The following is a 24,065-nucleotide window of genomic DNA, read 5'->3' as shown; positions in this document are numbered from 1 at the left end:
CTTTTGAAATTTAGTTTTCTTAAATCTATCCTTAGAATACTTAAGATTAAATTTAGTATAATACAAAAAAGCAAAGGATATATATGCAAGATTATGATAAAGATATTGAAGCTAGGGATTTTCAAGAGTTTCAAAAGATCCTAGAAGCAAGAATCAAAAGCGAGCCTACACCATCAATTTTTACTAAAAATATTGTAGCGTTGAGTGCTATAAATTTTAGATTAGCTAAGGCGGTTTATGATTTAGAGACTAATAGGAAATTTGATGTATTTGCCGGTAAGACAAATTTGGATATAAATATCATTAACACAGAGCTAAAAGAGCCTATTTATGCCAAGTCTCCAGCTGAACATACTAAGGCAATGTTGGATGAGTTTAAAGCCAAATACGCTCTTTATCCATCGCTATTTTTCTTTGGTCTTGGTAATGGTAACTTCTATGCTAAATTGCTACAAAATCAAACTCATGAAAAGATCATTGTATTTGAGCCAGAGATTGAGATTATATTTATCGCATTTAATCTTTGTGATTTTGGTGCTGATATATTTCATGAGAGATTTATTGTGGCTCATCCAAGCTATTTTAGGGATGGGCAGATAGAGCTTATTTGTCATTTTGAAGCGGTTATAGCTAATATTAGAAATTATAATTTTCATATATATAGCGATTATTATGCGAAAAATTATGGCGATATAGCTCAAAAAATTAACCAAAAAATCATAGAATCATCATCTAAAGTTATCTTAAATTCCGGCAATGACGCATATGATAATCTACTAGGGATCAAGCATGTTATATATAATTTACCAAATGTATATAGTAGCTTACAACTAAAAGATATAATTGATCTTAATATTAGCAAAAATAAAACCGCCATCATCGCATCTACCGGTCCTAGTTTAAATAAACAGATTGAGCTTTTAAAAAAGGTTGCCCCACACGCATTAATCCTTATCCCAGATGCATCTTATCATGTCTTAAAGCTACATGGTATTAAGCCTGATTTTGTCACTACGATGGAGAGAGTAGAGAAGACTAGTGAGTTTTTTCAAAGCCAGCCAAGCGAATTTGATAATGATATAGTATTTATGGCAGCATCTCTAACTCATCCCCAAACTAGCAAAAATTTAGAAGGGCGAAATCGCACTTACGCTCATAGGCCAATTAGATTTGAATTTTTATTAAAAGATGATATCCCATTTATGTCTAGAGGTCCTAGCTCGGCACACTTTGCTTTTGATATGGCTCTTAGACTTAAATGCGAAAGAATTATATTTATCGGTCAAGACCTTGCATTTGGCAAAGATGGAGCTAGCCATGCTAAGGGGAATATGTTTGAAAACTACATAAAAGAAGATGGCACCATAACCATAAACCCAAATGCTAGACAAAGACCACAAACAGCTATCGCATATGGCGGAGTAGGCGAGGTTAAAAGCACTGATGTTTGGAATTTCTTTCGTGGGTATTTTGAGTCTATGATGGAGCCAGTTCATCATGATTATAAGGTAAAAGTATATAACGCCACAGAAGGCGGAGCTAGAATTCACGGAATGATAGAAAAGCCTTTTAGTGAGTTAGTAGATGAAATTTTAGCCGAGAACACTGCAAAAAGCATTATAATACCTAAACCAGTTGGCCTACAATCAGCCAAATCCAAGATAAAATCGCAAAAAGAGCTTATAGAGAGCTTTATCAAATATGGCTTAGAAAAGCAAAAGCTATGCGAAGAGCTATTTAAAAAGATTAGTAAAGCCGTAGAGAGTGCTAATAGAGATATCGAGCGTGGTAAAGAGCCGTATTATCCTAAATTTTATGAGTTAAAAGAGAGAATTGATAGATTTAAAAACAATCTAAAAAATGATGAGATATTTGACGCTGGATACTACCATGTAGCAAATAATTTTTGCCTACACCAAGAGATGGAATTTGGTGAATTAATGGTGCGACCAGAGAATAATAAAAATGATAAAGATAAGAAAATTTTTGAGTATGTCAGACAGCATGGGTATTATTTCTTTAGCCTTGCTGGTATGATGGAAGCGACTAGGGATACAATGAGCGAATCGCTTAAGTCTTGGGATGTAGAGCTTATATCTTAGCTCTACACAGCTCTTTTAAAAAGCACTCATCGCATTTGGGCTTTATAGCTTTACAAGTGTAGCGACCATGTAATACCATAGCTTGATGAAGTGTGTTTAAATTCGTTTTAAATGCCTTTACTAGATCTATCTCTGTAGCTTGCGGGGTTTTAGCAGTGCTTAGCCCAAGCCTATGCGATACCCTAAAAACATGAGTATCCACAGCCATTAAATTTGCCTCTTGATACTCTATCAATACTACATGAGCAGTCTTTTGTCCCACGCCTGCTAGCTTGACTAAGCTCTTTTCATCAAGTGGAATTTCACCATTAAAATCACTCATAACTGAATTTGCCATCTTGATTAAATTCACAGCTTTGTTATTAAAAAAACTACAACTATTTATAAGGAGTTTTAGGCTCATTAGATTAGCATTTGCCAAGGCTTTTATATCTGGATACTCTCTAAAAAGCGCCGGAGTTATCAAATTCACTCTCTTATCAGTACATTGCGCTGATAGCATCACAGCCACTAAAAGCTCATATAAATTACGAAAATGTAGCTCCGTCTTCGCACCACTAAAATGCTCTAAAAATAGAGCCTTAATCCTATCTATATCTCTTTTACTTCTCATCTCAAAATTATAACAAAATATAAAAAATATAATCTAAATTCAATAATATATAATCAAATTTAAGATATAATACCCAACTTATTTTAAAAATTTAACACAAGGAAAAGAGATGAAAAAAGGTCTATTTCTAGCTCTTAGCTTAGCAGCTAGTATGAGTCTAAACGCAGCGGTGCTTGCTAGTGTAAATGGTAAAGATATCAAAGAAGAAGATTTGGCTCCTTTATTAGGTGCTCACGGCAGTGATTTTAACAAAATCCCAGAGCAGATGAAAAAACAGCTAATAGAGATGGCTATCAATGGCGAATTAATCCTAGAACAAGCTAAAAAAGATGGAATAGATAAAACAAAAGAGTATAAAGATGCTTTGAAATTTAGCGAAGATAATGTATTAAGAAATGTATGGACACAAAACGAATATAAAAAAATCAAAATATCAAACGCTGATGTAAAGGCATTTTATGAAAAAAACAAAGACACAATTTTTGTAAGCCCAGCACAAGTCAAAGCAAAACATATCCTAGTAGGAACACAAAAAGAAGCTGAAGATATAATCGCTCAATTAAAAGGGCTAAAAGGTGATGCTTTGACATCTAAATTTAGTGAATTAGCTAAAACTAAATCAATAGATAGAGGAAGTGCTGCTAATGGTGGTGAGCTAGGTTGGTTTGATGAGTCAAGAATGGTGCCAGCATTTAGCAAGGCTGCTTTTGGCTTAAAAAATGGAGCAATTACTATAAAACCAGTTAAAAGCGAATTTGGCTATCATGTAATCTTAAAAGAGGATTCAAAAGCTAAAACCACAGTAGCTTACGATAAGGTTAAAAACAACATTGAAGAGCAGTTAAGAGCTGAAAAATTCAGAGGTGTAATGCAAGATAAAATGGATAAGTTAAGACAAGGCGCAAAGATAGAATACAAATAATAGGGGTATGATATGGGAGTAATGGATATCGTAAAACCTGGAGTAGTTTGGGGTGATGACCTTAGCAAATTATATGATTATGCTAAGAGCGAGGGCTTTGCTATTCCGGCGGTTAATGTCGTAGGAAGCCACTCTGTAAATGCCGTTATGGAAGCAGCCAAAATAGCAAATTCACCTGTAATTATACAATTTAGCAATGGTGGAGCAAGCTATTACGCTGGTAAATCATGCCCAAATAGCGATGTTTTAGGTGCGATAGCAGGGGCTAAGCATGTCCATTTATTGGCACAAGCTTATGGTGTTGCTGTGATTTTACACACTGATCACGCCGCTAGAAAGCTATTGCCATGGATAGATGCTTTGATCCAAGCTAGTCGTGAAAATATCAAAAATTGCGGTGTGCCGCTATTTAGCTCTCATATGCTTGATCTTAGCGAAGAGCCTTTGGATGAAAATATCGCAACTTGCCAAGAGTATTTAAAGAGTTTAAGTAGCCTTGGAATTGCACTTGAAATAGAGCTTGGCGTAACAGGTGGAGAAGAAGATGGAGTGGATAACACAAATGTAGATAATGCACTTTTATACACTCAACCCGAAGATGTAGCCTTAGCTTATGAAACTCTTGGGGCTATAAGTGATAAATTTAGCATTGCTGCTAGTTTTGGTAATGTCCATGGAGTCTATAAACCTGGTAATGTCGTGCTTAGACCAGAGATATTAAAAAATTCTCAAGAGTATATCAAGGCCAAATTCAACACAACTGACAATAAACCAGTAAATTTCGTATTTCATGGCGGTAGCGGTAGTGAGCTTGCTGATATCAAAGCAGCTGTGAGCTATGGCGTGATTAAGATGAATATCGATACTGATACTCAATGGGCTTTTTGGGATGGTGTGCGTGAATATGAAGCGAAAAATCATAGCTATTTACAAGGCCAAATTGGCAATCCAGAAGGTAGTGATAAGCCAAACAAGAAGTATTATGATCCTAGAAAATGGCTAAGATACGGCGAAGAAAGTATGGTAAAAAGGCTATTAGAAGCTTACGAAAATCTCAATTGTATGAATAAAAATTAAACTATTTAGCCAAAGATATCTTTGGCTAAATTTCATTAATCTTAGCTATTTTTGATGGTTAAGATTAGTGTAAATTAAAAGGAAGTTTAGATGGAAAAAGAGAGCGAACTAGGCGAGATATCTCTACCAGAAGATGGAAATAGGCAGAGTAAATTAGTATATTTTAAGATAGTTTTATTGCCAGTTTTGATTTATGTGGCTTGCTTGCTCTGTTATTTTGGAGTTATTAAGCTTGATATGGGACTTGATATTGTCGTGATTATGGGAGTTATGCTTGTGATTGCGTTGATTTTTGCTAGGCATAGTGCTGAGCTTGGGTGCTGTTTGTTTGAGCAAAAAAAGGATCTATTTAAAAAAGAGCTAAAAAACTACATTATCAAAACCCTTCTTACAATTGGCAAAGATAGAAAATCCAATGGTAGCTTCGATCAATTTGCTTTGAAATATTCAAAAGATGTTAGAAATGACAATTACGCCTCTGTAGCAACTGGGGTATTCCCTATGCTTGGGGTGTTTGGGACATTTATAAGCATTGCTATATCTATGCCAACGCTTAGCTCGGCTGATATTTTAGCTTTAGAAGGTGAGATTACAAAGCTATTTGCAGGGATTGGAAGTTCGTTTTATATCTGTGCTTATGGTATATTTTTGGCTCTTTGGTGGATATTTTTTGAGAGATTTGGTATTAGTAGATTTGAAAAGCTAATCGCCAGACAAAAAAACGCCACAATACCATTTTTTTGGACTTCAGAAGAGATACAGCAAAGATATATGCAAGAGACCTTAGGTAGCTTTGAAAAAATTGGCGTGATATTTGATTATGTTAGCAAACAGGAGTTTTTTAAAGAGTTAGATAATGTTATAGAGAGAAAATTTGATAATTTCACCAAACTTCTCAAAACAGAAGAAGACGCCGTCAAAGTAAGCAGTGAGCATATCAAACAGACAATGGGAATGCTTATTAAATCTCAAAGAGATCAAAAAGATATGATTAAAATTCACGCAGAAATTATCAATGTTTTAAATTTATTTAATAGCAATATAAAAGAGCTACAAATTAAATGGAGCGAAAACTATACAAGATTACAAAGTATCAGCGATGAGCGTGTAGCAAGACTCGATAAAAGTGTCAATGATTTGGGTATGAATATTAGTAAATTTGAGCGCTCATTAGAGGAATTTAGTATCAATATACTTGAAAAACAGCAACTCGCTCTTGATGGATTTAAGGTAGCTATGATAGATGGAATGCAGGCATTTAGATATGTTTTTGATGAAGAGAGCACTACTAAGGACAATAGCTCAGCTATCGTAGAAGAGCTGAAAAAAAGCATTCAAGAGATCGATAACGAAGCAAATATCGCCCTTGAAAAGCTAGAAAATAGCGATTATGAATCTCTATCAAAATCTATTGAAAATAGCCAAGACGAGAATAAAACCGTCAATGAGAAGAATGATTAATGAAAATTGATATATCAAATGATGAAAAATCCAGCTTTTGGCTAAGCTTTGCTGGGTTGATGACGGGGCTGTTTTTTCTATTTGTGCTAGTAGTTGGAGTCGTGGTAGTAAGATACTCTATCTTTGCTTCTGAACTTCTATATCTACAAAAGGATTTAAACGAAAATATCACCTCTTTAAACGCTGCTAATAAAGAGCTAAAAAACAAACACGATAGTATAAATGAATTTGTAAATAAGCTCAAAGCAAACCCCGACGCCGCTACTTTGGATAAGCTTTATAAAAATTTAAATCAAGAACTAGCCAAATCCACAACCACCATAAATAGTAGCTTAGATGTTATTAGCCTAAAAAACGATGAATTGATAACTCAAATCTATACTCAAGATGAGCAAATCAGTAATCTAAAAATCGAAATAGAACAAAAAGATAGCGAGATAGAGATACTTCAAAAAGATCTACAATCTACGAAACAAAGCCTAGAAACCTACACTAAAATCAGAGAAAATATAGGAATCTCTCTACAAAGCAAATTAGGCTCTATAGCCAAAATAGATCCCAAAAATGCCGAAGTTACCATGAGTGCGGCTAAGATTTTTAATATTAATTCCACAGCTATTAGAGATGATGCTAAATTTGATTTAAGGCGAATTTTTAAGGTATATTTCGATTATATTCTCTCGCCAGATATCGCTAAAAATATTGATAAAATCATTATCGAATGCCACACAGATAGTGATGGAGGATATCTACATAATCTAGAATTATCACAAAAAAGAGCCTTAGAGATTATGAAATTTGCCTACGCAACCTACAAAGACTCAAATTTAAGCAAATATCTCATCGCAGTTGGTAAAAGCAATAGCGAAATAGTATTAAAAGATGGTGTAGAAGACCCTGTAGCCAGCTTTAGAGTTAAGATTAAATTTGATTTAAAAGACTCTCAATACTTTATTGAACAGGTTTTGAATTAGTGTGAAAATTGAGCCGATATATTTTAAAGGGCGTAGATTTTGGATTTTAAGAGATGATCTGATAAGAGGCGAATTTAATGGCAATAAAGCTAGAAAGCTTGCCTATTTTTTGAATTTAAATCCTATAAATAGATTTATCTCACACGGCTCAAGTCAGTCAAATGCTATGTACTCCATAAGCGTTTTAGCCAAGATGCGTGGGGTTAAATTTCTATATTTCACTCATCATATTTGTGATTTTTTGCTTAAAAATCCTTGCGGAAACTACGCCGCAGCATTAAAAAATGGTATGGAGATCCACCTTAGCGATAATCCCTCTCAATCAGCAAAAAATGAGTGTAAATATAGCCAAGATATCTTTATCCCAGAGGGCGTAGCGATGAGCGAAGCCGAGCTTGGATTTAAAGAGCAAGCTAAGATAATTATGGATTTTGCCAAAAAAAATGGCATAAAATTTGATATATTTTTGCCTAGCGGGACAGGGTGTAGTGCGGCATTTTTGGCAAAAAATTTAGATGATATGGCGGTTTGGACAACGCCTTGTGTAGGTGATAGCGACTATCTTAAAAGAGAGATTTTATCACTTGATCCATTTAGCAAGGTTAATATCCTAAATCCGCCCAAAAAATATCATTTTGGTAAAATTTATGCTGAAATTTATGCGATATATAAAGAGCTTTTAGATAGCTGTGGTGTGGAGTTTGAGCTATTGTATGATGGGGTTGGGTGGCTTACTTTGATGGCGAATTTAGATATATTTAAAGGCGAAATTCTCTATATCCATCAAGGCGGAATGCTGGGCAATATCACGCTTTTGGATAGATATAGGCGTAAATTTGATATGTGAGTTTATATTTAGTTATTTTATTTTTGATATAATCTCTTAATTAAATAAGCTAAAATAAGGAGGAATAATCTAATATAATTGATAATTTTTATCAATTATAATTGTAAAAAAATTGAAATTTAAAGATTTAAAAGGTGTAAAATCAAGCCTTTGCTAAAATATTTTTGATAATTAAAATCAAAATAAGCTTAAATTTATGATAGTTTTTTTATAATAACAATTATCAAAATATTATAAAGGCAAAAAATGTCAGTATTAGTAATAGGCGCAGATGAGATAGCACCGATTAGGGCAGTTTTACAAGGTTTAGGCGTTAGCAAGATAGAGCATTGGGATGCAAGAAACGAAAATAGAGTAAATCGCAAGCCCATACCTCAAGAGGTAGAATGCGTTGTAATGCTAACTAGTTTTTTAAATCATAACACGATGAAAAAGATAAAAACTCAAGCCAAAAAACGCAATATCAAGCTAGTTTGCGCTAAAAGAAGCGTGAGTTGTGTGTATTGCGAATATTGTAAAGTTTTTGGCTTAGATCGTGAATTTAAATGTGAAAGGTAAATATGACAGCAGTAATTTTTGGTAGTTCAATGGGAAACGCAGAAGAAGCAGCGAATAAAATCGCAGCAAATTTAGGCATCGATACAGTTTTAAATATATCTGAGACTTCAGCAGATGAGATCAATGGATTTGATAAATTAATAATCGGCTCATCAACTTGGGGAAGCGGTGATTTACAAGATGATATGGATGCTTTTGACTTTTCTGAGCTAAACTTAAGTGGCAAAACAGTTGCTTTATTTGGCGTTGGCGATAGCTCTAGCTATGATGATACATATTGCGATGCTTTGGGTATTTTGTTTGAAAAATGCACAGAATTAGGCGCAAATATCGTAGGTGCTACAGAGGCTCCAAAATATGATTTTAAAGAGTCAAGAGCAGCTAGAGATGGCGGATTTGTGGGCTTGGCGCTTGATTTTGATAATTATGGCGATGAAGTTGATTCTAGAATTTCAAATTGGTGCGACCAAATCAGAGCAAATTTTAGCTAATTTTTGATACAATTACGCAAAAATTATAAAGGAAATAATATGCCATTACTTGATAGTTTTTGCGTAGATCATACTATTATGAACGCCCCAGGCGTTAGACTTGCTAAGGTGATGAAAACCCCAAAAGGCGATGATATCAGTGTTTTTGATTTGAGATTTTGTAAGCCAAATGTAGATATCTTGCCGGAGCGTGGGATTCACACGCTAGAGCATCTTTTTGCGGGTTTTATGAGAGATCATCTAAATTCAAATAGTGTTGAAATCATAGATATATCGCCGATGGGTTGTAGAACCGGATTTTATATGAGTCTCATCGGAACACCTAAAATAGATGATGTTATAGAAGCTTGGCGACTATCTATGAATGATATCCTATCTGTAAAAAGCCAAAGCGATATCCCGGAATTAAATAAATTTCAATGTGGAACATACAAAATGCACTCACTAGATGAAGCCAAAGAGATAGCACAAAATATCTTAAATTCAACCATCAGCCACATTGATAATGAAGCTATAAAATTAGATCTTAATAAAATTAAGTAATCTCTAATTTCACATTCATCTCTTTTTAGATAGGCATCTAAACGGAGATGAAGCTTAAATACAAAATCAAACTTAAAAGAAGCAAATGAAATTATCAAATTTATTGCCATTTTTGGCCGAAAATCAAAAAGATTTTAAAGCGCATTTTGCGATTGGGGGAGGGGATAGCAAAGACGCCAAACTACCTCTAAAAATATTTTTAAATGGAAAATTCAACGACGATCAAGACCTCCAAACCCAAAAAACTTTGAACGAAAATATATACTTTCTTTTTGCTATTTAAAAAAAGATGAATGGCTATTTGTAGGCATTTATGAGAGTTTAGGCACTTCTGGCATAGTAACGCAAAATGGCAAAGAGTATCACAAATACAACACAAGGCTAACCGATATCAGCGCTGAATTTATAGGTAAGCTCGTAGTTGGCTTCAAAAAAGATTTCCGCCAAAGCTACCCAAATCTTGAAACATGCCTAGATAATTTAGAGGTTTTAGAGTTCAAAAGAGAGGTTTTAAAAGTAGAATTCCCAGGCTATGATAGTGTCAATGTAACTTGGAGCGAGCTAGAATCTCTCATCAAAACAACCGCTTGGAAAACAGCCTTGGAAAATCAAAAAGCTGTGTACCTAGTAGTAGATACCAAAACTGGAAAAAAATATGTTGGCTCAGCATATGGCAATGATATGCTACTTGGGCGTTGGCATAACTATATAGCAAATGGGCATGGCGGCAATAAGCTTTTAAAGCCGCTAGATTTTGAGTATATAAAAGAAAACTTTAAATATTCAATTTTAGAGATTTTTAAATCTAGCGTAGATGATGAAATAATAAGAAATAGAGAAAGCTTTTGGAAAGAAGTTTTATTAACTCGCACAGAGTTTGGATATAACGACAATTAAACACTCTCAAGCTAGAATTTAAAATTATTTTAATTCTAGCCCACCATACCACCTCATAGTAAAATATAAAATATTAGGATAAAAACTATTAACTAAACATAGTTTTAATTATTTGTTTAACTTTTGTAGTTTTTTTGTTATCTAAATTAGCGATTTTTTCTATAAATCTTTCTGTGCTAACAGGATTTTATTTGATCACAAAGAATTCTAGCCTTTTAGCAAAGCTTTGACATATCTCAACTAATAATCTTGCTATCATTTATAGACTTTATCAAAAGGCAATTTCAAAACCAAAATACTCTAATATATTTTTGGAATTCTAATTTTTTTAGATGGGCCAATTTTAAATAATATTTGTCATTACTAAATTTATTTTAATATATTTCAAAGAAATATAAGCAATAAATATGCTAAATTAATAAATCCTAGAATTCTAGATTAAACAAACCCAGAATTCTAGATAATTTAAAGAATTTAAAAAACCTTTAAAAACCCAAAGGGCTTTTAAAGATTAAAATGGATTAAAACTCAAATTATAGATTAGAATTCAAATTTAACATTTGCTATACCATTGATACCTTGGCGTTTTCCCATATGTCCAAAGGCACCTAGATCTACACTAAAGCCTTTATTGTTATCGATAGTTACACCAGCTTCTAGCATAGTAGATGCACCTCTTAGCGTAGGTGAATCCACAGCAAATCCAGCCGCATACACATCCCCACTACCTTCAAACTCATAATCCAAAGCCACCCCAGCATAAGGCGTGATTTTGAAGTTATCTTTAGGGTCTAAATCTAGCTTATATCTACTACCAGTTAGTAGCCTATGAGACTCGACAGCTTCAAATACATATGGTATATGCATAATCTCTATCTCATCACCAGCTAAGCGAGTATATAGATATTTAGCATATAACTCAATAGCTTTATCATCTTTTCTAAACTCATATCCAGCACCCAGATGATAGCCAATGTAGTTTGTATTCATATGATATTTAGCATGATTTCCAAAGCCATCATTCATATGGATATTCTCATATCTATTGTAGTTTCTACCATATCTAAAAGAGGCTTCTACATATGGTCTAGAGCTTAGAATGCTACCAAAGTCATATCTAGCTAGCAAACCAGCACCGATATATCTACTATCACCATCACCTCTTATCTCGCCATTACCAAAGTCATTATATGTGCTATACCAGTTTTTACCCATTTCGATAAAAGGCCCTATAGTTAGTTTGCCATCATCAGTATATTTACCAGCAGCCGCACCAACTATTAGGCTAATACCAGTTGATCTGACATAAGAGCCAGTTTTTATCTTGCTTGATCCACCCATTGAAGAGCCAAATGGAGCTACCACAGCAGTTCCAGCACCAGCATTAGCCATATTTACATAAGTAGAAGCAGCAGCAGACTCTATACCTTTACCAGCGGTATTTTCAGAAGCTATAGATATAGTGGCCGCACCAGCTACTAGACCTTCACTTATAGTTTTTGTCTCAGGTGTTATGCCTGTTATTTTTGCTTCAGCAGGTTTGGTAAGGTCGCTTTTATCTATCTCTACTTTATAGGTTACTGCACCACCTTTTACGGCAGTTACATCTACACTATTTGCTTCGCCTTCGATTTTAGCATTGCCCTGTGTTTGAAATAGTTTTAGCGTATCACCATGATTGAAGTTATCTTTTACTTTTAGTTCAGCGCTAATAGTAGTGCCACCTACATCTATTGAGCCATTTGGGCCGATAGTTACAGCCGCATCACCAGCACCTAGATTGCCTACTGCTATATTGATGTTTTGAGCACCATTGGTTTTACCTCCTAGGGTTACAGGGTTTTTGGTATTTATATTTAGGGTATTTCCACTACCACCATTACTAGCGATATCACCTACTTGGATATTACCAGTTACTTTAGTAAGGTCGCCTGATAGGGTTATTGTGTTGTTGCTACCTTGAACCTTTTGTGTTGCTTCATTATAACCACCATAGATATTACCATCTACATTGCCATTAGCAGTTATTTGGTTGCCACTAGTTTGGCCATTAGTATCGTTAGTTTGACCACCGATGATATCTCCTTGGGTATTACCATCTATATTTATAATGTTATTACCAGCTGAACCATTTTCAGTTTTACCACCGATTACATCACCGCCTACACTACCAGCGACACTTATATTATTGTTTTCAGCACCGGTTTTACCATCACCACCAGTTACATTACCACCTACACTTCCGCCGATGGTTATATCGTTTTTATTTGCGGTGCCTTGGGCGCTTTGGCCACCAGTTACATTGCCTGTTACGCTTCCAGTTATGTTTATATTGTTATCACCAGCATCAGTGTTACCTATACCACCGATTACATCACCACCTACGCTACCACCGATGATAATACCATTTTTATTTGCGGCACCGGCATCGCTTTGGCCACCGATTATTGCTCCGGTGCTATTTCCACTGATTAATATATTATTATCACTAGCGCCAGTTTGGCCATCACCACCAGTTATATTGCCAGTGGAATTTCCACCGATGGTTATATCGTTTTTAGTTGCGCTGCCGGCCTCGCTTTGGCCACCGATTATTGCTCCGGTGCTATCTCCACTGATTGCAATATTATTATCACTAGCGCCAGTTTGACCTTCACCACCAGTTATATTGCCAGTGGAATCTCCACCGATGGTTATATCGTTGTTATTTGCGGTGCCTTGGGCACTTTGGCCGCCGATTACATTACTATCTACACTACCACCTACACTTATGTTGTTATTATCAGCGCCGGTTTGGCCGATACTACCAGTTATATTGCCAGTGGCATTTCCGCCGATGATAATGTCGTTGTTATTTGCGCTGCCTTGGGCACTTTGGCCACCGATTACTGCTCCAGCGCTATCTCCACTGATTAATATATTATTATTACTAGCGTCAGTTTGACCGATACCACCAGTTATACTAGTATTAGCACTTACACTACCAGCGATATTTAATTCGTTATTATTTGCAGTGCCTTGAGAGCTTGTAGCGCCAGTAATCTGTGTAACTTGTGATATATTGGCATTTTGGCCTATGGTTATTTTATTGGAATTTGCTGTGCCATCTGCGTGAAAACTTTCACCACCAGTTATTGTTCCTCTTATTTGGGCGGTGCCATCTATGATTACTTCGTTACTATTTGCCTCTCTCGGGCCACTATTACTATGTTGACTTCCGCCACCTGTGATATCACCAGTTACCACAGCAGTGCCACGGATCACTACGCTATTTTCATTGGCTATGCCGTTAGTTACTATGTTTCCGCCTAAGATTTGGCCATTAGTTACTGTGGCTGAGTCTATTATTACCTTATTTTTTGATGCTTCACCAGTATGTGACTCTCCGGCATAAACATTGCTACTTACTGTGGCACCTTCGTTGATCGTTACGCTATTTTCATTTGCTGTGCCTTCTCCAGCAGTCCAGCCACCAGCGATTATATTACGGCTTGTTACTTGTGTATTTGCTCCAGAGATTGTTACGCTATTACCACTTGTGCTGCTAGTGGCATTAGGAACATTAGCTTTCCCGCCAACTATATAATATGCATCAAGCACTGACCCACCAGATATTATTAGTGTATTGTTATCAGCTTTCCCATCTCTTACGCTACCAGCAAATGTGCTTTTTTGGTTGCCTTGAGTAATTCGAGTTCCATTGTCTATAATTAGGGTTTTTCCAATAGAATCACCACCAGGATTATGCCAAGGGGTGAGACCATCATTTATTGTTCCGCCGCTGTTTATGGTACATGTGTTGCCGCCACTTTCTGTACCATATGGGCAAGCAGCTGATAAATTGACAGAGCATAAGATACTAATTGTAATTGATGAGAGTAGGATTTTGGAGTTATTCATTTTACACTCCTTTTAGAAAAAATAGGGGGGGGGTAGTAGCGGAATTTGCTACTATAGTAGCTATAGCGCCTTTCATTTTTTCTCCTTATTTGATAAAATTTAGGCGGAATTGTATAAAAAATTTACTTATTTTTAAATTAAATATAAAAAATTTATTTTTTGATAAGTATTAAAAGACAATTTTTTCTATTTGAATTTAAAATCTTTTATTTGATTTTATGGGTGATAGTAAATAAAATGAGATATGGAAATTTAAATTTAAAATATAGATTTGAATTTTTGTGATTGGATTTTTGTTTTTAATATTTTTATGGATATTTTAGCAATTTGTGAAAGTTTAAGAAAAGTATTGAAATGTAGCAATGGTGCCTGAGGTCGGACTCGAACCGACACAGGGTTGCCCCTACTAGATTTTGAGTCTAGCGCGTCTACCAGTTTCACCACTCAGGCTTAAAAATAGCAAAATTATAGCTAAATTTAGATTAAAATATTATAAATTTAGCTACATCCACTCTAAAACTTGGGTTATTTCTTTGGCTACGAATGTTTTTATAGGGTAGTTTTCTAGCGGTTTGTTTGGGGTGATGGCATTTTTGAATTTTTGAAATACGGCTTCTTTTAGTCTTGCGTCAAGATTGAAAATCTCCCTTATTTCGCCATTTAAGCTAAGCTCTCCGATAAATATGCTCTCTTTAGATATGGGGCGATTACGAAAGCTAGATATTATCGCAGCTACCACGGCTAAATCGCAAGCGGTTTCATTGATCTTGACACCGCCAGTTACATTGATAAATACATCGTAATGGCCAAGAGGGATTTCTAATTTACGCTCCAAAAGTGCTAATATCATATCTAAGCGATTTTTGTCAAAGCCGGTTGAGCTTCTTTTGGGGTAGTTGCTTTCACAGACTAGGGCTTGGATTTCGACTACTAGGGCACGACTTCCTTCCATTGTAACTGTGATGGCTGATCCGCTAACGGCATTGCCACGGGTAAAAAATTTATTGCTAATATCTTTGGCACTTATTAGGCCGTTGCTACGCATCTCGAATATTCCAACTTCGCTTGTGGTGCCAAAGCGGTTTTTTATCCCTCTTAATATGCGAAGTTCTTTGCTACTATCGCCTTCAAAATATAGCACCACATCAACCATATGCTCTAAAATTCTAGGTCCAGCGATGGAGCCTTCTTTGGTTATATGGCCGATGATAAATATAGCTATATCCTCTTTTTTGGCTAGTCGCATAAGCTCAAAGGTGATCTCTCTAACTTGTGAAATTGAGCCGGGTGCTGAGCTGATCTTGTCACTATATAGGGTTTGGATAGAGTCTATGATGATGGTATCATAACGATTTTTAGCCAGTTGGGCTAATATAGATGAGAGATCAATCTCTGTTAATAAAAATAGATTATCGCTATTTGCGTTTAATCTATCGGCTCTTAGCTTGATTTGGCTCGTGCTCTCTTCTCCGCTTACATATAGAACTTTTTGGTTGGTGTTTGCCAAATTTGAAGCGATTTTGAGTAGTAGGGTGGATTTGCCTATTCCAGGGCTTCCACCGATAAGTACAAGTGAGCCACTCACTATGCCACCACCTAAGACAAGGTCTAGCTCATCATCTTTGGTTGATATGCGTTTGATTTGTTCTATTTGAATTTGAGATATGGGGGTGGCGTTTTTGGTGGTTTTGGATAGTTTGGCTAGCTCTTGGCTGACTTTTATCTGTTCGCTACTAAGCTCGATAAAGCTCTCCCACGCTCCGCATTGCGGGCATTTGCCCATCCATTTGCTCTGTTGATTGCCACAGGCTTCGCACTCAAAGATAGTTTTTGATTTTGCCATTTTAGTCTAAAAATATAGCATCGCAGATAGTATCTACAAACTCTTTTGGATCAAATTTAATAAGATCATCTTTGCTCTCGCCAACACCGATGTATAAAATAGGCAACTCAAGCTCCCTAGCGATCCCAAAGAGCGCACCACCCTTAGCCGTGCCATCTAGCTTGGTTATGATAACTCCATTAACCTTTATAATCTCATTAAAAGCCTTAGCTTGAGCGACTCCAGCGCTACCTTGGGTGCCATCTAATATTAGAATTTTTTGATGTGGGGCGCCATCTAGGGCTTTATGGCTAATTCTAGAAATTTTCTCTAATTCGCTAGCTAAATTCTTTTGATTTTGCAGTCTTCCAGCTGTATCGATAATCGCATAATCAATGCCTTTAGCCACAGCAGAGCTAATGGTATCATAAGCCACAGCGGCTGGGTCGTGGCCTTGATTTGATGCGATTATAGGGAGTTCAAGCTTATTAGCCCATTGGCGTAGTTGCTCGATTGCCCCAGCTCTAAATGTATCACTAGCGCCTAAAATTACGCTTTTTGAGTTGGATTTAAATAAATTTGCTAATTTTGCTATTGTGGTTGTCTTGCCAGCGCCATTAACCCCTAAAATCATCATTACAAATGGCTTTGCTTCTACACTTTCATTATCATACATAAAATATGTTTGCATAACTCTAGCTAGATCGGCCCTATCTACAATATCTCTAGGCGGTAGATAGTAGATAATCTCTTGAGCGATCTCATAAGGCACATCGGCTTCTAATAGTAGCTCTTCTAGGATATCTTTGGTTATTTTTTTATCTTTTGGCTTGGATGATTTGAAGGTGTTAAGGGTCTTTTCTAAGCCTTTTTTAAGAAAACTAAACATTATTTAATCACCTTTTTAATATCATTTTCAAGCATCTCAATCGGCACTAATCCATTATAAGATGCGGCGAATTTGCCATTTGGATGATATAAGATACTAAATGGAATTCCGACAACGCCGCCAAGAGATGAGATGAGATATTGATTTGCGTTTGAGTAGGCTAGCGGGTAATTGATGTTTAATAGCTCTTTGAATTCATTGGCTTGTTCTAGGCTTAATTCATCAATTGAGATGCCGATTATTTGGAGTTTGTCTTGGTATTTCTCTTGAAGTGTGGTGAGATAAGGGATTTCAACTTTACAAGGCGGACACCAAGTCGCAAAGAAATTTAAAAATACCGCTTTATCTTTGATATCGATATCATATCCATTATCTTTTTTTTGCATTTTTAGCTCGCTACCATCGTTTAATTTTAAGGTAAATGGTTTTGAGTAGTCATTTTGGATCACTGAAGGTGAGCTAGATTGCTCTTGATTTGAGCTTGAAGTGCTATCACAGCCTGCGAATATAGCTATCAAAATTGCTATAAAAAAGATTTTGAAATTCATCATATTTCCTAATTTTTTGGTAAAATGCCAAAATTATACTAAATAAAGATTAATATTATGATTAAATTTGATAAAGAAAAATATAGAAAAATAGCTAAAACAGCTTTAAAAAAAGAGTCCAAGCGACTTGCTAGTTGCTATAAAAATAGATTAAATTTTGATATTTTAAAGCTTATTAAGCTATATAAAGTTAAGAATTTGCTTATTTTCATTCCGATGGCAACAGAGCCAAATTTGATAAAACTTAGGCGAAAAATATCAAAAAATTGCACAATATTTGTCCCATTTATGGTAGATAAAAGTTTAAAAATGGTAAAATTGCGATTACCCTTTTTTGTGTCTAAATTTGGTATTAGAGAAGCTATGGATTCAAATGCTTATAAAAAAGATATAGATATGGCTATCGTACCAGTTATCGCAATGGATACAAAAATGGCTAGAGTAGGGCATGGAGCTGGATTTTATGATAGGTTTTTTGCTAATCTAGGTTATAGGCCGGTTGTTGTGTTTGTGAGTATAAAAGATATGTATATTGATGATAAAATTTGTGATAAGCATGATATTTGTGCTGACTTTTATATCACGCCTACTAAAAAATATATAAAAAAGGTATGTTATGATAGAGATGTCGTTAATAGGGCTAGGAGGTTTGATTTTCGGAGCTGGCGGTGGATGGCTAATATCTAAAAAGATAAATGACGCCAATTATACTATACTAGTAGAACAGGCCAAAGCCAAAGCCAAAGCTATTGAATTTGAAGCCGAAAGTGTGCTTAAAGATGCTAGAGTTAAGGTGAGTGAGGCTGAATTTGAAGCTAAAAAAAGATATGAAGAAAAGGGCAGCAAACTTCAAAAAGAGTATAACCAAAAATTTGATGAAATAAGCAAAAAAGAGCAAAATTTGCTCTTTGAAAAAGAGAGTTTAAACAATGCTAAAAGCGATTTAGAACAGAGTCAAAATATAGCTAAAGCTTTGTATGAAGAGGGTTTGAGCTTAAAAAACAACTATCAAACAAAGATAGATGAAGTGCTAAAAACTATGGAGCGTATAGCTGGTTTAACTCAAGAAGAGGCTAGGGATTTGGTCTTAAAAAAAGTTGAAGAGAAAAGCCGTGCCGATATCGCTCATATCGTTAGAAAATACGAAGAAGAGGCAAAAAGAGAAGCTAAGAAAAAGGCAAATTATATCTTAGCTCAAGCCACTAGTAGATTTGCTGGGGAGTTTGCTGCTGAGAGATTGATTAATGTAGTTGATATCAAAAATGATGAGTTAAAAGGTCGCATCATCGGCAAAGAAGGGCGAAATATCAAAACTCTTGAAATGGTGCTTGGCGTGGATATCATAATCGATGATACGCCCCATGCTATCGTGCTTTCTAGCTTTAATCTCTATCGCCGAGCTATCGCTACAAGGGTTATTGAGCTTTTGGTTGAAGATGGGAGAATTCAACCTGCTAGAATAGAAGAAATCCATCAAAAAGTTTGCGAAGAATTTGAAGCTAGTATCTTAGAAGAGGGCGAAAATATCTTGATTGATTTAGGAATTACAAAGGTTCATCCTGAAATTGTCAAATTGATAGGCAAGATGAAATTTAGAGCTAGTTATGGTCAAAATGCCTTAGCTCATAGCCTAGAAGTCGCTCACCTAGCAGGTATTATCGCAGCTGAAACTGGCGGAGATGAGAAGCTAGCTATTAGAGCTGGTATTTTACACGATATTGGCAAAGCCTTAACGCACGAATACCAAGGTAGCCATGTGGATTTAGGGGCTGAAATTTGTAAGCGATACAAGGAGCATCCGGTTGTAATCAATGCTATTTATGCTCATCACGGACATGAAGAAGCCTTAAGCGTAGAGTGCGCAGCAGTTTGTGCTGCTGATGCCTTGTCTGCGGCACGCCCTGGAGCTAGAAGAGAGGTGCTTGAGAGTTTCTTAAAAAGAGTTGAAGAGATAGAAAATATCGCAAATTCAAAAGAAGGAATCAAAAACGCCTACGCTATAAATGCGGGTCGTGAGATTAGGGTTATTGCTAATGCGGAGTTAGTCAATGATGATGAAGCGGTGCTTTTAGCTAAAGAGATTGCTGAAGAGATAGAGAGCAAAATGCAATATCCGGGCGAAATCAAAGTCAATGTAATACGAGAAGTAAGAGCTGTAGAATACGCAAAATAGGGGTAAAAATGAGAAAGATTATCTGGCTGATTTTTCTTAGTTTAGGTTTGTATGGTGGTGATGAGAGACTTTTAGATAGCTCAAATGCCTATAATATCGTAAATAGAACAAACAAAATTTCACCATCAATTATCACAAACGCATCTGCTATTATAGTATTTCCTACATTTGTCAAAGCCGGTTTTATCCTAGGAGCAACTGTCGGTCGTGGTGTGATGATAGTGCGCGATGAGAACACAAATGAGTTTATAGATGATAGAATTACATATCACCAAAATAGCGTTTGGAGCGTGGTGCCAGTAAGGCTAGGTGGTGCGACTATCGGATTGCAAGTAGGATATGAGAATAATTTTATTGTAATGTATCTAATGAATAGAGGGATAATAAAAGATATTTACGATAATAAATTTACATTAAATGCTAGCACATCAGTTAGCTTTATGGATCATAGTGCAAATATCGGAACTATGAGCGATATCGGCCTTAGCGATATATATGTATTTACTAATAATAGTGGCTTTTTTGCTGGGGCAAACTTAGGCGGATCTGTGATAACTGTCGATGATAAGATTAAAGTCGATCCAAATTCATATGGTTATAAGCAGTTAATACAGGCTATATCGGTGATAAGATAATGCAAGATATATTGACAAATCTCTCTACTTATGGATATTTAATACTATTTTTATATAGCTTAGGTGGTGGAATGATCGCTATCATAGGTGCTGGGTTGCTTAGCTTTGAAGGTAGTATGAGCTTAAGCCTATCTATAGCTATTGCCGCAGTGGCAAATTTCATCGGCGATATGATTTTGGTATATATGGGTAGGTATAATAAAAGCTCGGTAATGCCATATTTCAAATCGCATAAAAGAAAATTAGCCCTAGCTCAAATTCTATTTAAAAAATATGGCGATAAGATTATTTTTATTAAAAAATATATTTACGGATTAAAAACCCTAGTCCCACTCGCCATAGGATTAACCAAATATAGCTTAGTTAAATTCGCTATCATAAACGCTATTTGTGCTATTATATGGGCAGTTAGCCTCGGGTTGCTTAGCTATTATGCTGGTGAGTTTATATCTCAGTTGGCTCTGTATTTTGGCGATAAAAGCTATATTATTCCGCTATTTTTATTTGTTTTATTGGCTCTTATATGGTTGTATTTTAGCTGGGCTACCAAAAAGCGATAATGGATGAGAAAATTTCTATTTTTAATTCTATTTTTTTTAATTTTACTATCTGGATTGCATGGATATGCCTACATATACTCAAATCATATAATAAATTTAGTGATAACCACTCTTAAAAATAGAGAATTTAAAATAGATAAAATTACCAAAACTAACTCCATCTTTTCTACAAATTTAAATTTCGATCTCATCTATAAGGATTTTAATCTAAATTTAAATATTCTTAGCAAACATAGTGCTATTTCTATATTTAATGGTATTGAAATGATCGGAAATATTGATGATTTTAGCCAAAAGCACCTAGCCAAATTCAGGCTCAATATCCCAATAAATAGCCAAAATATCAATCTTAAAGCCGATATATCGCCAATTAAATTTATAGAAAATCACAGCTTTTTAGAGTTGTTTGATACCTATATCGAAGCTAAAATGGATTTTGAGAAAATTTATTTGATAAAGGCTAAATTAGATAAAGCCAAGTTGAAATTGGGCGATATCAGCTCTAAGGTTGATGGAATTAAATTTGATATCAAATACACCGATGGAGTGAGCTTTAGCGACCTTAATCTGTATAGCTCAAATAATCTAAAACTAAATATTAAAAATTTAAACACAAATATAAATTTTATCAATATCACAGCTAAGGGTATCAATCTCAACGCCCAAACCACCAGCACAAATCTCACAGATATCAATACAAATTTATCAGCAAAATCTATAATAATAAATGGAGCAATCCTAAAAGATATAAATTCTCAAATTCGCTTAAAAAATATAGACCCAAACAGCTATAAAAATTTTGACATCAAAACCAATAATGATATAAATCAACCAATGTTAATTATTGATAATCTTAGTATAAATGATCTTTTAGAGCTTAAATTAAATTTATTGATAAATCCTGAAAATAGTTTTAAAAGCTTAAATTTGGATGGAGAAATCATAGCTTACAAATCAATTTCTAGCTTAATTAATCTTGAATTTATATCAATATATGAGAAATTTTTAATCAATAATGGAATTCTTATACCGCTCAATCAAGGTTATATATCTAAATTTAAATCAAACCCACAAAACAGTGAGCTAATTTTTAACAATTCAGTCAAATTTAGTGATATTTTAGAAGAATTTTAAAAAAAAATCAACTTTTTTAAAATACCACCCATTATTTAAGCATACATTAAGTATAACTCTTATATAATTCCAGCTCACGAATTAAGAAACCATCTTACCACACTTCAAAGGTTGGATAAATCATATCTTAATCGTCTGTTTTGTTTTTTAATTTTATAATGTTAAACTATCTTTTATAGTCAATCTTTGAAATCTAAACAAGTGATCGATTGAGCCAAGCAATTTTAATTATTTAAATTATTAATTGCTAATTTAATAGTTACAAACAATTAAGTTTTTAGATTAAAACTTCATAATAAAGATCTTGCTTTACTATTTTGTAAAGTATTTTTTTATGGAGAGTTTGATCCTGGCTCAGAGTGAACGCTGGCGGCGTGCCTAATACATGCAAGTCGAACGGACAAGTAAGAGCTTGCTCTTATGAGTTAGTGGCGCACGGGTGAGTAATGTATAGTTAATCTGCCCTATGCTGGAGGACAACAGTTAGAAATGACTGCTAATACTCCATACTCCTTCTTAACACAAGTTAAGTTGGGAAAGTTTTTTCGGCATAGGATGAGACTATATTGTATCAGCTAGTTGGTGAGGTAATGGCTCACCAAGGCTATGACGCATAACTGGTCTGAGAGGATGATCAGTCACACTGGAACTGAGACACGGTCCAGACTCCTACGGGAGGCAGCAGTAGGGAATATTGCTCAATGGGGGAAACCCTGAAGCAGCAACGCCGCGTGGAGGATGACACTTTTCGGAGCGTAAACTCCTTTTCTTAGGGAAGAAATTTGACGGTACCTAAGGAATAAGCACCGGCTAACTCCGTGCCAGCAGCCGCGGTAATACGGAGGGTGCAAGCGTTACTCGGAATCACTGGGCGTAAAGGACGCGTAGGCGGATTATCAAGTCTTTTGTGAAATCTAATGGCTCAACCATTAAACTGCTTGAGAAACTGATAATCTAGAGTGAGGGAGAGGCAGATGGAATTGGTGGTGTAGGGGTAAAATCCGTAGAGATCACCAGGAATACCCATTGCGAAGGCGATCTGCTAGAACTCAACTGACGCTAATGCGTGAAAGCGTGGGGAGCAAACAGGATTAGATACCCTGGTAGTCCACGCCCTAAACGATGTATACTAGTTGTTGCTGTGCTAGTCATGGCAGTAATGCACCTAACGGATTAAGTATACCGCCTGGGGAGTACGGTCGCAAGATTAAAACTCAAAGGAATAGACGGGGACCCGCACAAGCGGTGGAGCATGTGGTTTAATTCGATGATACGCGAAGAACCTTACCTGGGCTTGATATCCTAAGAACCTCTTAGAGATAAGAGGGTGCTAGCTTGCTAGAACTTAGTGACAGGTGCTGCACGGCTGTCGTCAGCTCGTGTCGTGAGATGTTCGGTTAAGTCCGGCAACGAGCGCAACCCACGTATTTAGTTGCTAACAGTTTGGCTGAGCACTCTAAATATACTGCCTTCGTAAGGAGGAGGAAGGTGTGGACGACGTCAAGTCATCATGGCCCTTATGCCCAGGGCGACACACGTGCTACAATGGCATATACAATGAGACGCAATATCGTGAGATGGAGCAAATCTATAAAATATGTCCCAGTTCGGATTGTTCTCTGCAACTCGAGAGCATGAAGCCGGAATCGCTAGTAATCGTAGATCAGCCATGCTACGGTGAATACGTTCCCGGGTCTTGTACTCACCGCCCGTCACACCATGGGAGTTGATTTCACTCGAAGTCGGAATGCTAAACTAGCTACCGCCCACAGTGGAATCAGCGACTGGGGTGAAGTCGTAACAAGGTAACCGTAGGAGAACCTGCGGTTGGATCACCTCCTTTCTAGAGTACAAAGTGATAATCTCACAATTATCACTTCAATATATCTCAATCACACTTGTTTAGGTTTGAGAGATTG

The 24,065-nt window shown here is 35.8% G+C and carries 21 protein-coding genes, 1 tRNA gene and 1 rRNA gene; 17 read left to right on the top strand and 6 right to left on the bottom strand.

Annotated elements, in window-relative coordinates:
* The first annotated feature begins 83 nt into the window (after positions 1 to 83).
* A complete protein-coding gene (locus CLAN_RS05115; RefSeq protein WP_100590747.1) occupies positions 84 to 2,102 on the top strand; it encodes a motility associated factor glycosyltransferase family protein in 2,019 nt (672 codons plus the stop codon).
* Here the strand turns inward: CLAN_RS05115 and nth are convergent.
* Positions 2,092 to 2,715 (bottom strand): endonuclease III, encoded by a 624-nt coding sequence (nth, locus tag CLAN_RS05110; protein ID WP_096015376.1) that lies wholly within the window; start codon positions 2,713 to 2,715, stop codon positions 2,092 to 2,094. The two genes, CLAN_RS05115 and nth, sit on opposite strands and share 11 nt — an antisense overlap.
* Positions 2,716 to 2,824: 109 nt before the next feature.
* Here nth and CLAN_RS05105 point away from each other — a divergent pair, with 109 nt between their 5' ends.
* The 10 genes from CLAN_RS05105 to CLAN_RS05060 all read left to right on the top strand — a co-directional run bounded on the left by CLAN_RS05105 (position 2,825) and on the right by CLAN_RS05060 (position 10,485).
* Positions 2,825 to 3,637 (top strand): peptidylprolyl isomerase, encoded by an 813-nt coding sequence (locus CLAN_RS05105; RefSeq protein ID WP_100590746.1) that lies wholly within the window; start codon positions 2,825 to 2,827, stop codon positions 3,635 to 3,637.
* 12 nt (positions 3,638 to 3,649) lie between these two features.
* Entirely contained in the window at positions 3,650 to 4,714 is a 1,065-nt protein-coding gene (gene fbaA / locus CLAN_RS05100) for a class II fructose-bisphosphate aldolase (protein WP_096017081.1), read from the top strand.
* 90 nt (positions 4,715 to 4,804) lie between these two features.
* Positions 4,805 to 6,175: a MotA/TolQ/ExbB proton channel family protein gene (locus CLAN_RS05095; protein ID WP_096016620.1), complete on the top strand. Its 1,371-nt coding sequence runs from the start codon at positions 4,805 to 4,807 to the stop codon at positions 6,173 to 6,175.
* The gene (locus CLAN_RS05090) at positions 6,175 to 7,149 is read left to right on the top strand and encodes an OmpA family protein (protein ID WP_100590745.1); all 975 of its coding nucleotides are present in this window, start codon (positions 6,175 to 6,177) and stop codon (positions 7,147 to 7,149) included. Before CLAN_RS05095 ends, CLAN_RS05090 begins: the two co-directional genes overlap by 1 nt.
* A gap of 1 nt (position 7,150) precedes the next feature.
* Positions 7,151 to 7,996 (top strand): 1-aminocyclopropane-1-carboxylate deaminase, encoded by an 846-nt coding sequence (locus tag CLAN_RS05085; RefSeq protein ID WP_100590744.1) that lies wholly within the window; start codon positions 7,151 to 7,153, stop codon positions 7,994 to 7,996.
* A gap of 246 nt (positions 7,997 to 8,242) precedes the next feature.
* Positions 8,243 to 8,554, top strand: a complete 312-nt coding sequence (locus CLAN_RS05080; RefSeq protein ID WP_086226164.1) for a DUF2325 domain-containing protein — start codon at positions 8,243 to 8,245, stop codon at positions 8,552 to 8,554.
* 2 nt (positions 8,555 to 8,556) lie between these two features.
* Positions 8,557 to 9,045, top strand: coding sequence for a flavodoxin FldA (gene fldA / locus CLAN_RS05075; protein ID WP_086224686.1), 489 nt, complete (start codon positions 8,557 to 8,559; stop codon positions 9,043 to 9,045).
* Between the two features lie 39 nt (positions 9,046 to 9,084).
* Positions 9,085 to 9,588 carry an S-ribosylhomocysteine lyase gene (luxS, locus tag CLAN_RS05070; protein WP_086226162.1) on the top strand — a complete coding sequence of 168 codons (504 nt, stop codon included), beginning with the start codon at positions 9,085 to 9,087 and terminating at the stop codon, positions 9,586 to 9,588.
* A gap of 85 nt (positions 9,589 to 9,673) precedes the next feature.
* Positions 9,674 to 9,871 (top strand): hypothetical protein, encoded by a 198-nt coding sequence (locus CLAN_RS05065; RefSeq protein ID WP_096029907.1) that lies wholly within the window; start codon positions 9,674 to 9,676, stop codon positions 9,869 to 9,871.
* Positions 9,872 to 10,206: 335 nt separating this feature from the next.
* Entirely contained in the window at positions 10,207 to 10,485 is a 279-nt protein-coding gene (locus tag CLAN_RS05060; protein ID WP_147525234.1) for a GIY-YIG nuclease family protein, read from the top strand.
* A 540-nt stretch (positions 10,486 to 11,025) separates the two neighbouring features.
* Here the strand turns inward: CLAN_RS05060 and CLAN_RS05055 are convergent.
* The 5 genes from CLAN_RS05055 to CLAN_RS05030 form a co-directional block, all read right to left on the bottom strand.
* Complete coding sequence (locus tag CLAN_RS05055; RefSeq protein ID WP_100590742.1) at positions 11,026 to 14,385, bottom strand: autotransporter domain-containing protein; 3,360 nt, start codon at positions 14,383 to 14,385, stop codon at positions 11,026 to 11,028.
* Between the two features lie 363 nt (positions 14,386 to 14,748).
* Positions 14,749 to 14,835 (bottom strand) — tRNA-Leu (locus tag CLAN_RS05045).
* A gap of 52 nt (positions 14,836 to 14,887) precedes the next feature.
* Positions 14,888 to 16,228, bottom strand: a complete 1,341-nt coding sequence (gene radA, locus CLAN_RS05040; RefSeq protein WP_100590740.1) for a DNA repair protein RadA — start codon at positions 16,226 to 16,228, stop codon at positions 14,888 to 14,890.
* 1 nt (position 16,229) lies between these two features.
* Positions 16,230 to 17,096 carry a signal recognition particle-docking protein FtsY gene (gene ftsY / locus CLAN_RS05035; RefSeq protein ID WP_096014486.1) on the bottom strand — a complete coding sequence of 289 codons (867 nt, stop codon included), beginning with the start codon at positions 17,094 to 17,096 and terminating at the stop codon, positions 16,230 to 16,232.
* Entirely contained in the window at positions 17,096 to 17,644 is a 549-nt protein-coding gene (locus CLAN_RS05030) for a TlpA family protein disulfide reductase (protein WP_167368938.1), read from the bottom strand. The genes ftsY and CLAN_RS05030 overlap by 1 nt, the downstream gene beginning before the upstream one ends.
* 57 nt (positions 17,645 to 17,701) lie before the next feature.
* Here CLAN_RS05030 and CLAN_RS05025 point away from each other — a divergent pair, with 57 nt between their 5' ends.
* The 6 genes from CLAN_RS05025 (at position 17,702) to CLAN_RS05000 (ending at position 23,989) form a co-directional block, all read left to right on the top strand.
* Complete coding sequence (locus CLAN_RS05025) at positions 17,702 to 18,331, top strand: 5-formyltetrahydrofolate cyclo-ligase (protein ID WP_232045867.1); 630 nt, start codon at positions 17,702 to 17,704, stop codon at positions 18,329 to 18,331.
* On the top strand, positions 18,261 to 19,817 hold the full coding sequence (gene rny, locus CLAN_RS05020) for a ribonuclease Y (protein ID WP_096027855.1): 1,557 nt from the start codon (positions 18,261 to 18,263) through the stop codon (positions 19,815 to 19,817). The genes CLAN_RS05025 and rny overlap by 71 nt, the downstream gene beginning before the upstream one ends.
* An 8-nt stretch (positions 19,818 to 19,825) precedes the next feature.
* Positions 19,826 to 20,452 carry a lipid-binding SYLF domain-containing protein gene (locus CLAN_RS05015; RefSeq protein WP_100590738.1) on the top strand — a complete coding sequence of 209 codons (627 nt, stop codon included), beginning with the start codon at positions 19,826 to 19,828 and terminating at the stop codon, positions 20,450 to 20,452.
* On the top strand, positions 20,452 to 21,012 hold the full coding sequence (locus CLAN_RS05010; protein WP_096021365.1) for a DedA family protein: 561 nt from the start codon (positions 20,452 to 20,454) through the stop codon (positions 21,010 to 21,012). Before CLAN_RS05015 ends, CLAN_RS05010 begins: the two co-directional genes overlap by 1 nt.
* Before the next feature lie 3 nt (positions 21,013 to 21,015).
* The gene (locus CLAN_RS05005; RefSeq protein ID WP_100590737.1) at positions 21,016 to 22,146 is read left to right on the top strand and encodes a hypothetical protein; all 1,131 of its coding nucleotides are present in this window, start codon (positions 21,016 to 21,018) and stop codon (positions 22,144 to 22,146) included.
* 331 nt (positions 22,147 to 22,477) lie between these two features.
* Positions 22,478 to 23,989 (top strand): 16S ribosomal RNA (locus tag CLAN_RS05000).
* The last annotated feature ends 76 nt before the right edge of the window (positions 23,990 to 24,065 follow it).

This window comes from Campylobacter lanienae NCTC 13004 (assembly GCF_002139935.1).
GTDB lineage: Bacteria > Campylobacterota > Campylobacteria > Campylobacterales > Campylobacteraceae > Campylobacter > Campylobacter lanienae.
This window is presented reverse-complemented; position numbering and strand designations above follow the sequence as displayed.

Bases quoted from the DNA above. Each gene is read 5' to 3' on its own strand.
- CLAN_RS05115 (WP_100590747.1), top strand. From the start codon at position 84: ATGCAAGATTATGATAAAGATATTGAAGCTAGGGATTTTCAAGAGTTT.
- nth (WP_096015376.1), bottom strand. From the start codon at position 2,715: ATGAGAAGTAAAAGAGATATAGATAGGATTAAGGCTCTATTTTTAGAG.
- CLAN_RS05105 (WP_100590746.1), top strand. From the start codon at position 2,825: ATGAAAAAAGGTCTATTTCTAGCTCTTAGCTTAGCAGCTAGTATGAGT.
- fbaA (WP_096017081.1), top strand. From the start codon at position 3,650: ATGGGAGTAATGGATATCGTAAAACCTGGAGTAGTTTGGGGTGATGAC.
- CLAN_RS05095 (WP_096016620.1), top strand. From the start codon at position 4,805: ATGGAAAAAGAGAGCGAACTAGGCGAGATATCTCTACCAGAAGATGGA.
- CLAN_RS05090 (WP_100590745.1), top strand. From the start codon at position 6,175: ATGAAAATTGATATATCAAATGATGAAAAATCCAGCTTTTGGCTAAGC.
- CLAN_RS05080 (WP_086226164.1), top strand. From the start codon at position 8,243: ATGTCAGTATTAGTAATAGGCGCAGATGAGATAGCACCGATTAGGGCA.
- fldA (WP_086224686.1), top strand. From the start codon at position 8,557: ATGACAGCAGTAATTTTTGGTAGTTCAATGGGAAACGCAGAAGAAGCA.
- luxS (WP_086226162.1), top strand. From the start codon at position 9,085: ATGCCATTACTTGATAGTTTTTGCGTAGATCATACTATTATGAACGCC.
- CLAN_RS05065 (WP_096029907.1), top strand. From the start codon at position 9,674: ATGAAATTATCAAATTTATTGCCATTTTTGGCCGAAAATCAAAAAGAT.
- CLAN_RS05055 (WP_100590742.1), bottom strand. From the start codon at position 14,385: ATGAATAACTCCAAAATCCTACTCTCATCAATTACAATTAGTATCTTA.
- radA (WP_100590740.1), bottom strand. From the start codon at position 16,228: ATGGCAAAATCAAAAACTATCTTTGAGTGCGAAGCCTGTGGCAATCAA.
- ftsY (WP_096014486.1), bottom strand. From the start codon at position 17,096: ATGTTTAGTTTTCTTAAAAAAGGCTTAGAAAAGACCCTTAACACCTTC.
- CLAN_RS05030 (WP_167368938.1), bottom strand. From the start codon at position 17,644: ATGAATTTCAAAATCTTTTTTATAGCAATTTTGATAGCTATATTCGCA.
- CLAN_RS05025 (WP_232045867.1), top strand. From the start codon at position 17,702: ATGATTAAATTTGATAAAGAAAAATATAGAAAAATAGCTAAAACAGCT.
- rny (WP_096027855.1), top strand. From the start codon at position 18,261: ATGATAGAGATGTCGTTAATAGGGCTAGGAGGTTTGATTTTCGGAGCT.
- CLAN_RS05015 (WP_100590738.1), top strand. From the start codon at position 19,826: ATGAGAAAGATTATCTGGCTGATTTTTCTTAGTTTAGGTTTGTATGGT.
- CLAN_RS05010 (WP_096021365.1), top strand. From the start codon at position 20,452: ATGCAAGATATATTGACAAATCTCTCTACTTATGGATATTTAATACTA.
- CLAN_RS05005 (WP_100590737.1), top strand. From the start codon at position 21,016: ATGAGAAAATTTCTATTTTTAATTCTATTTTTTTTAATTTTACTATCT.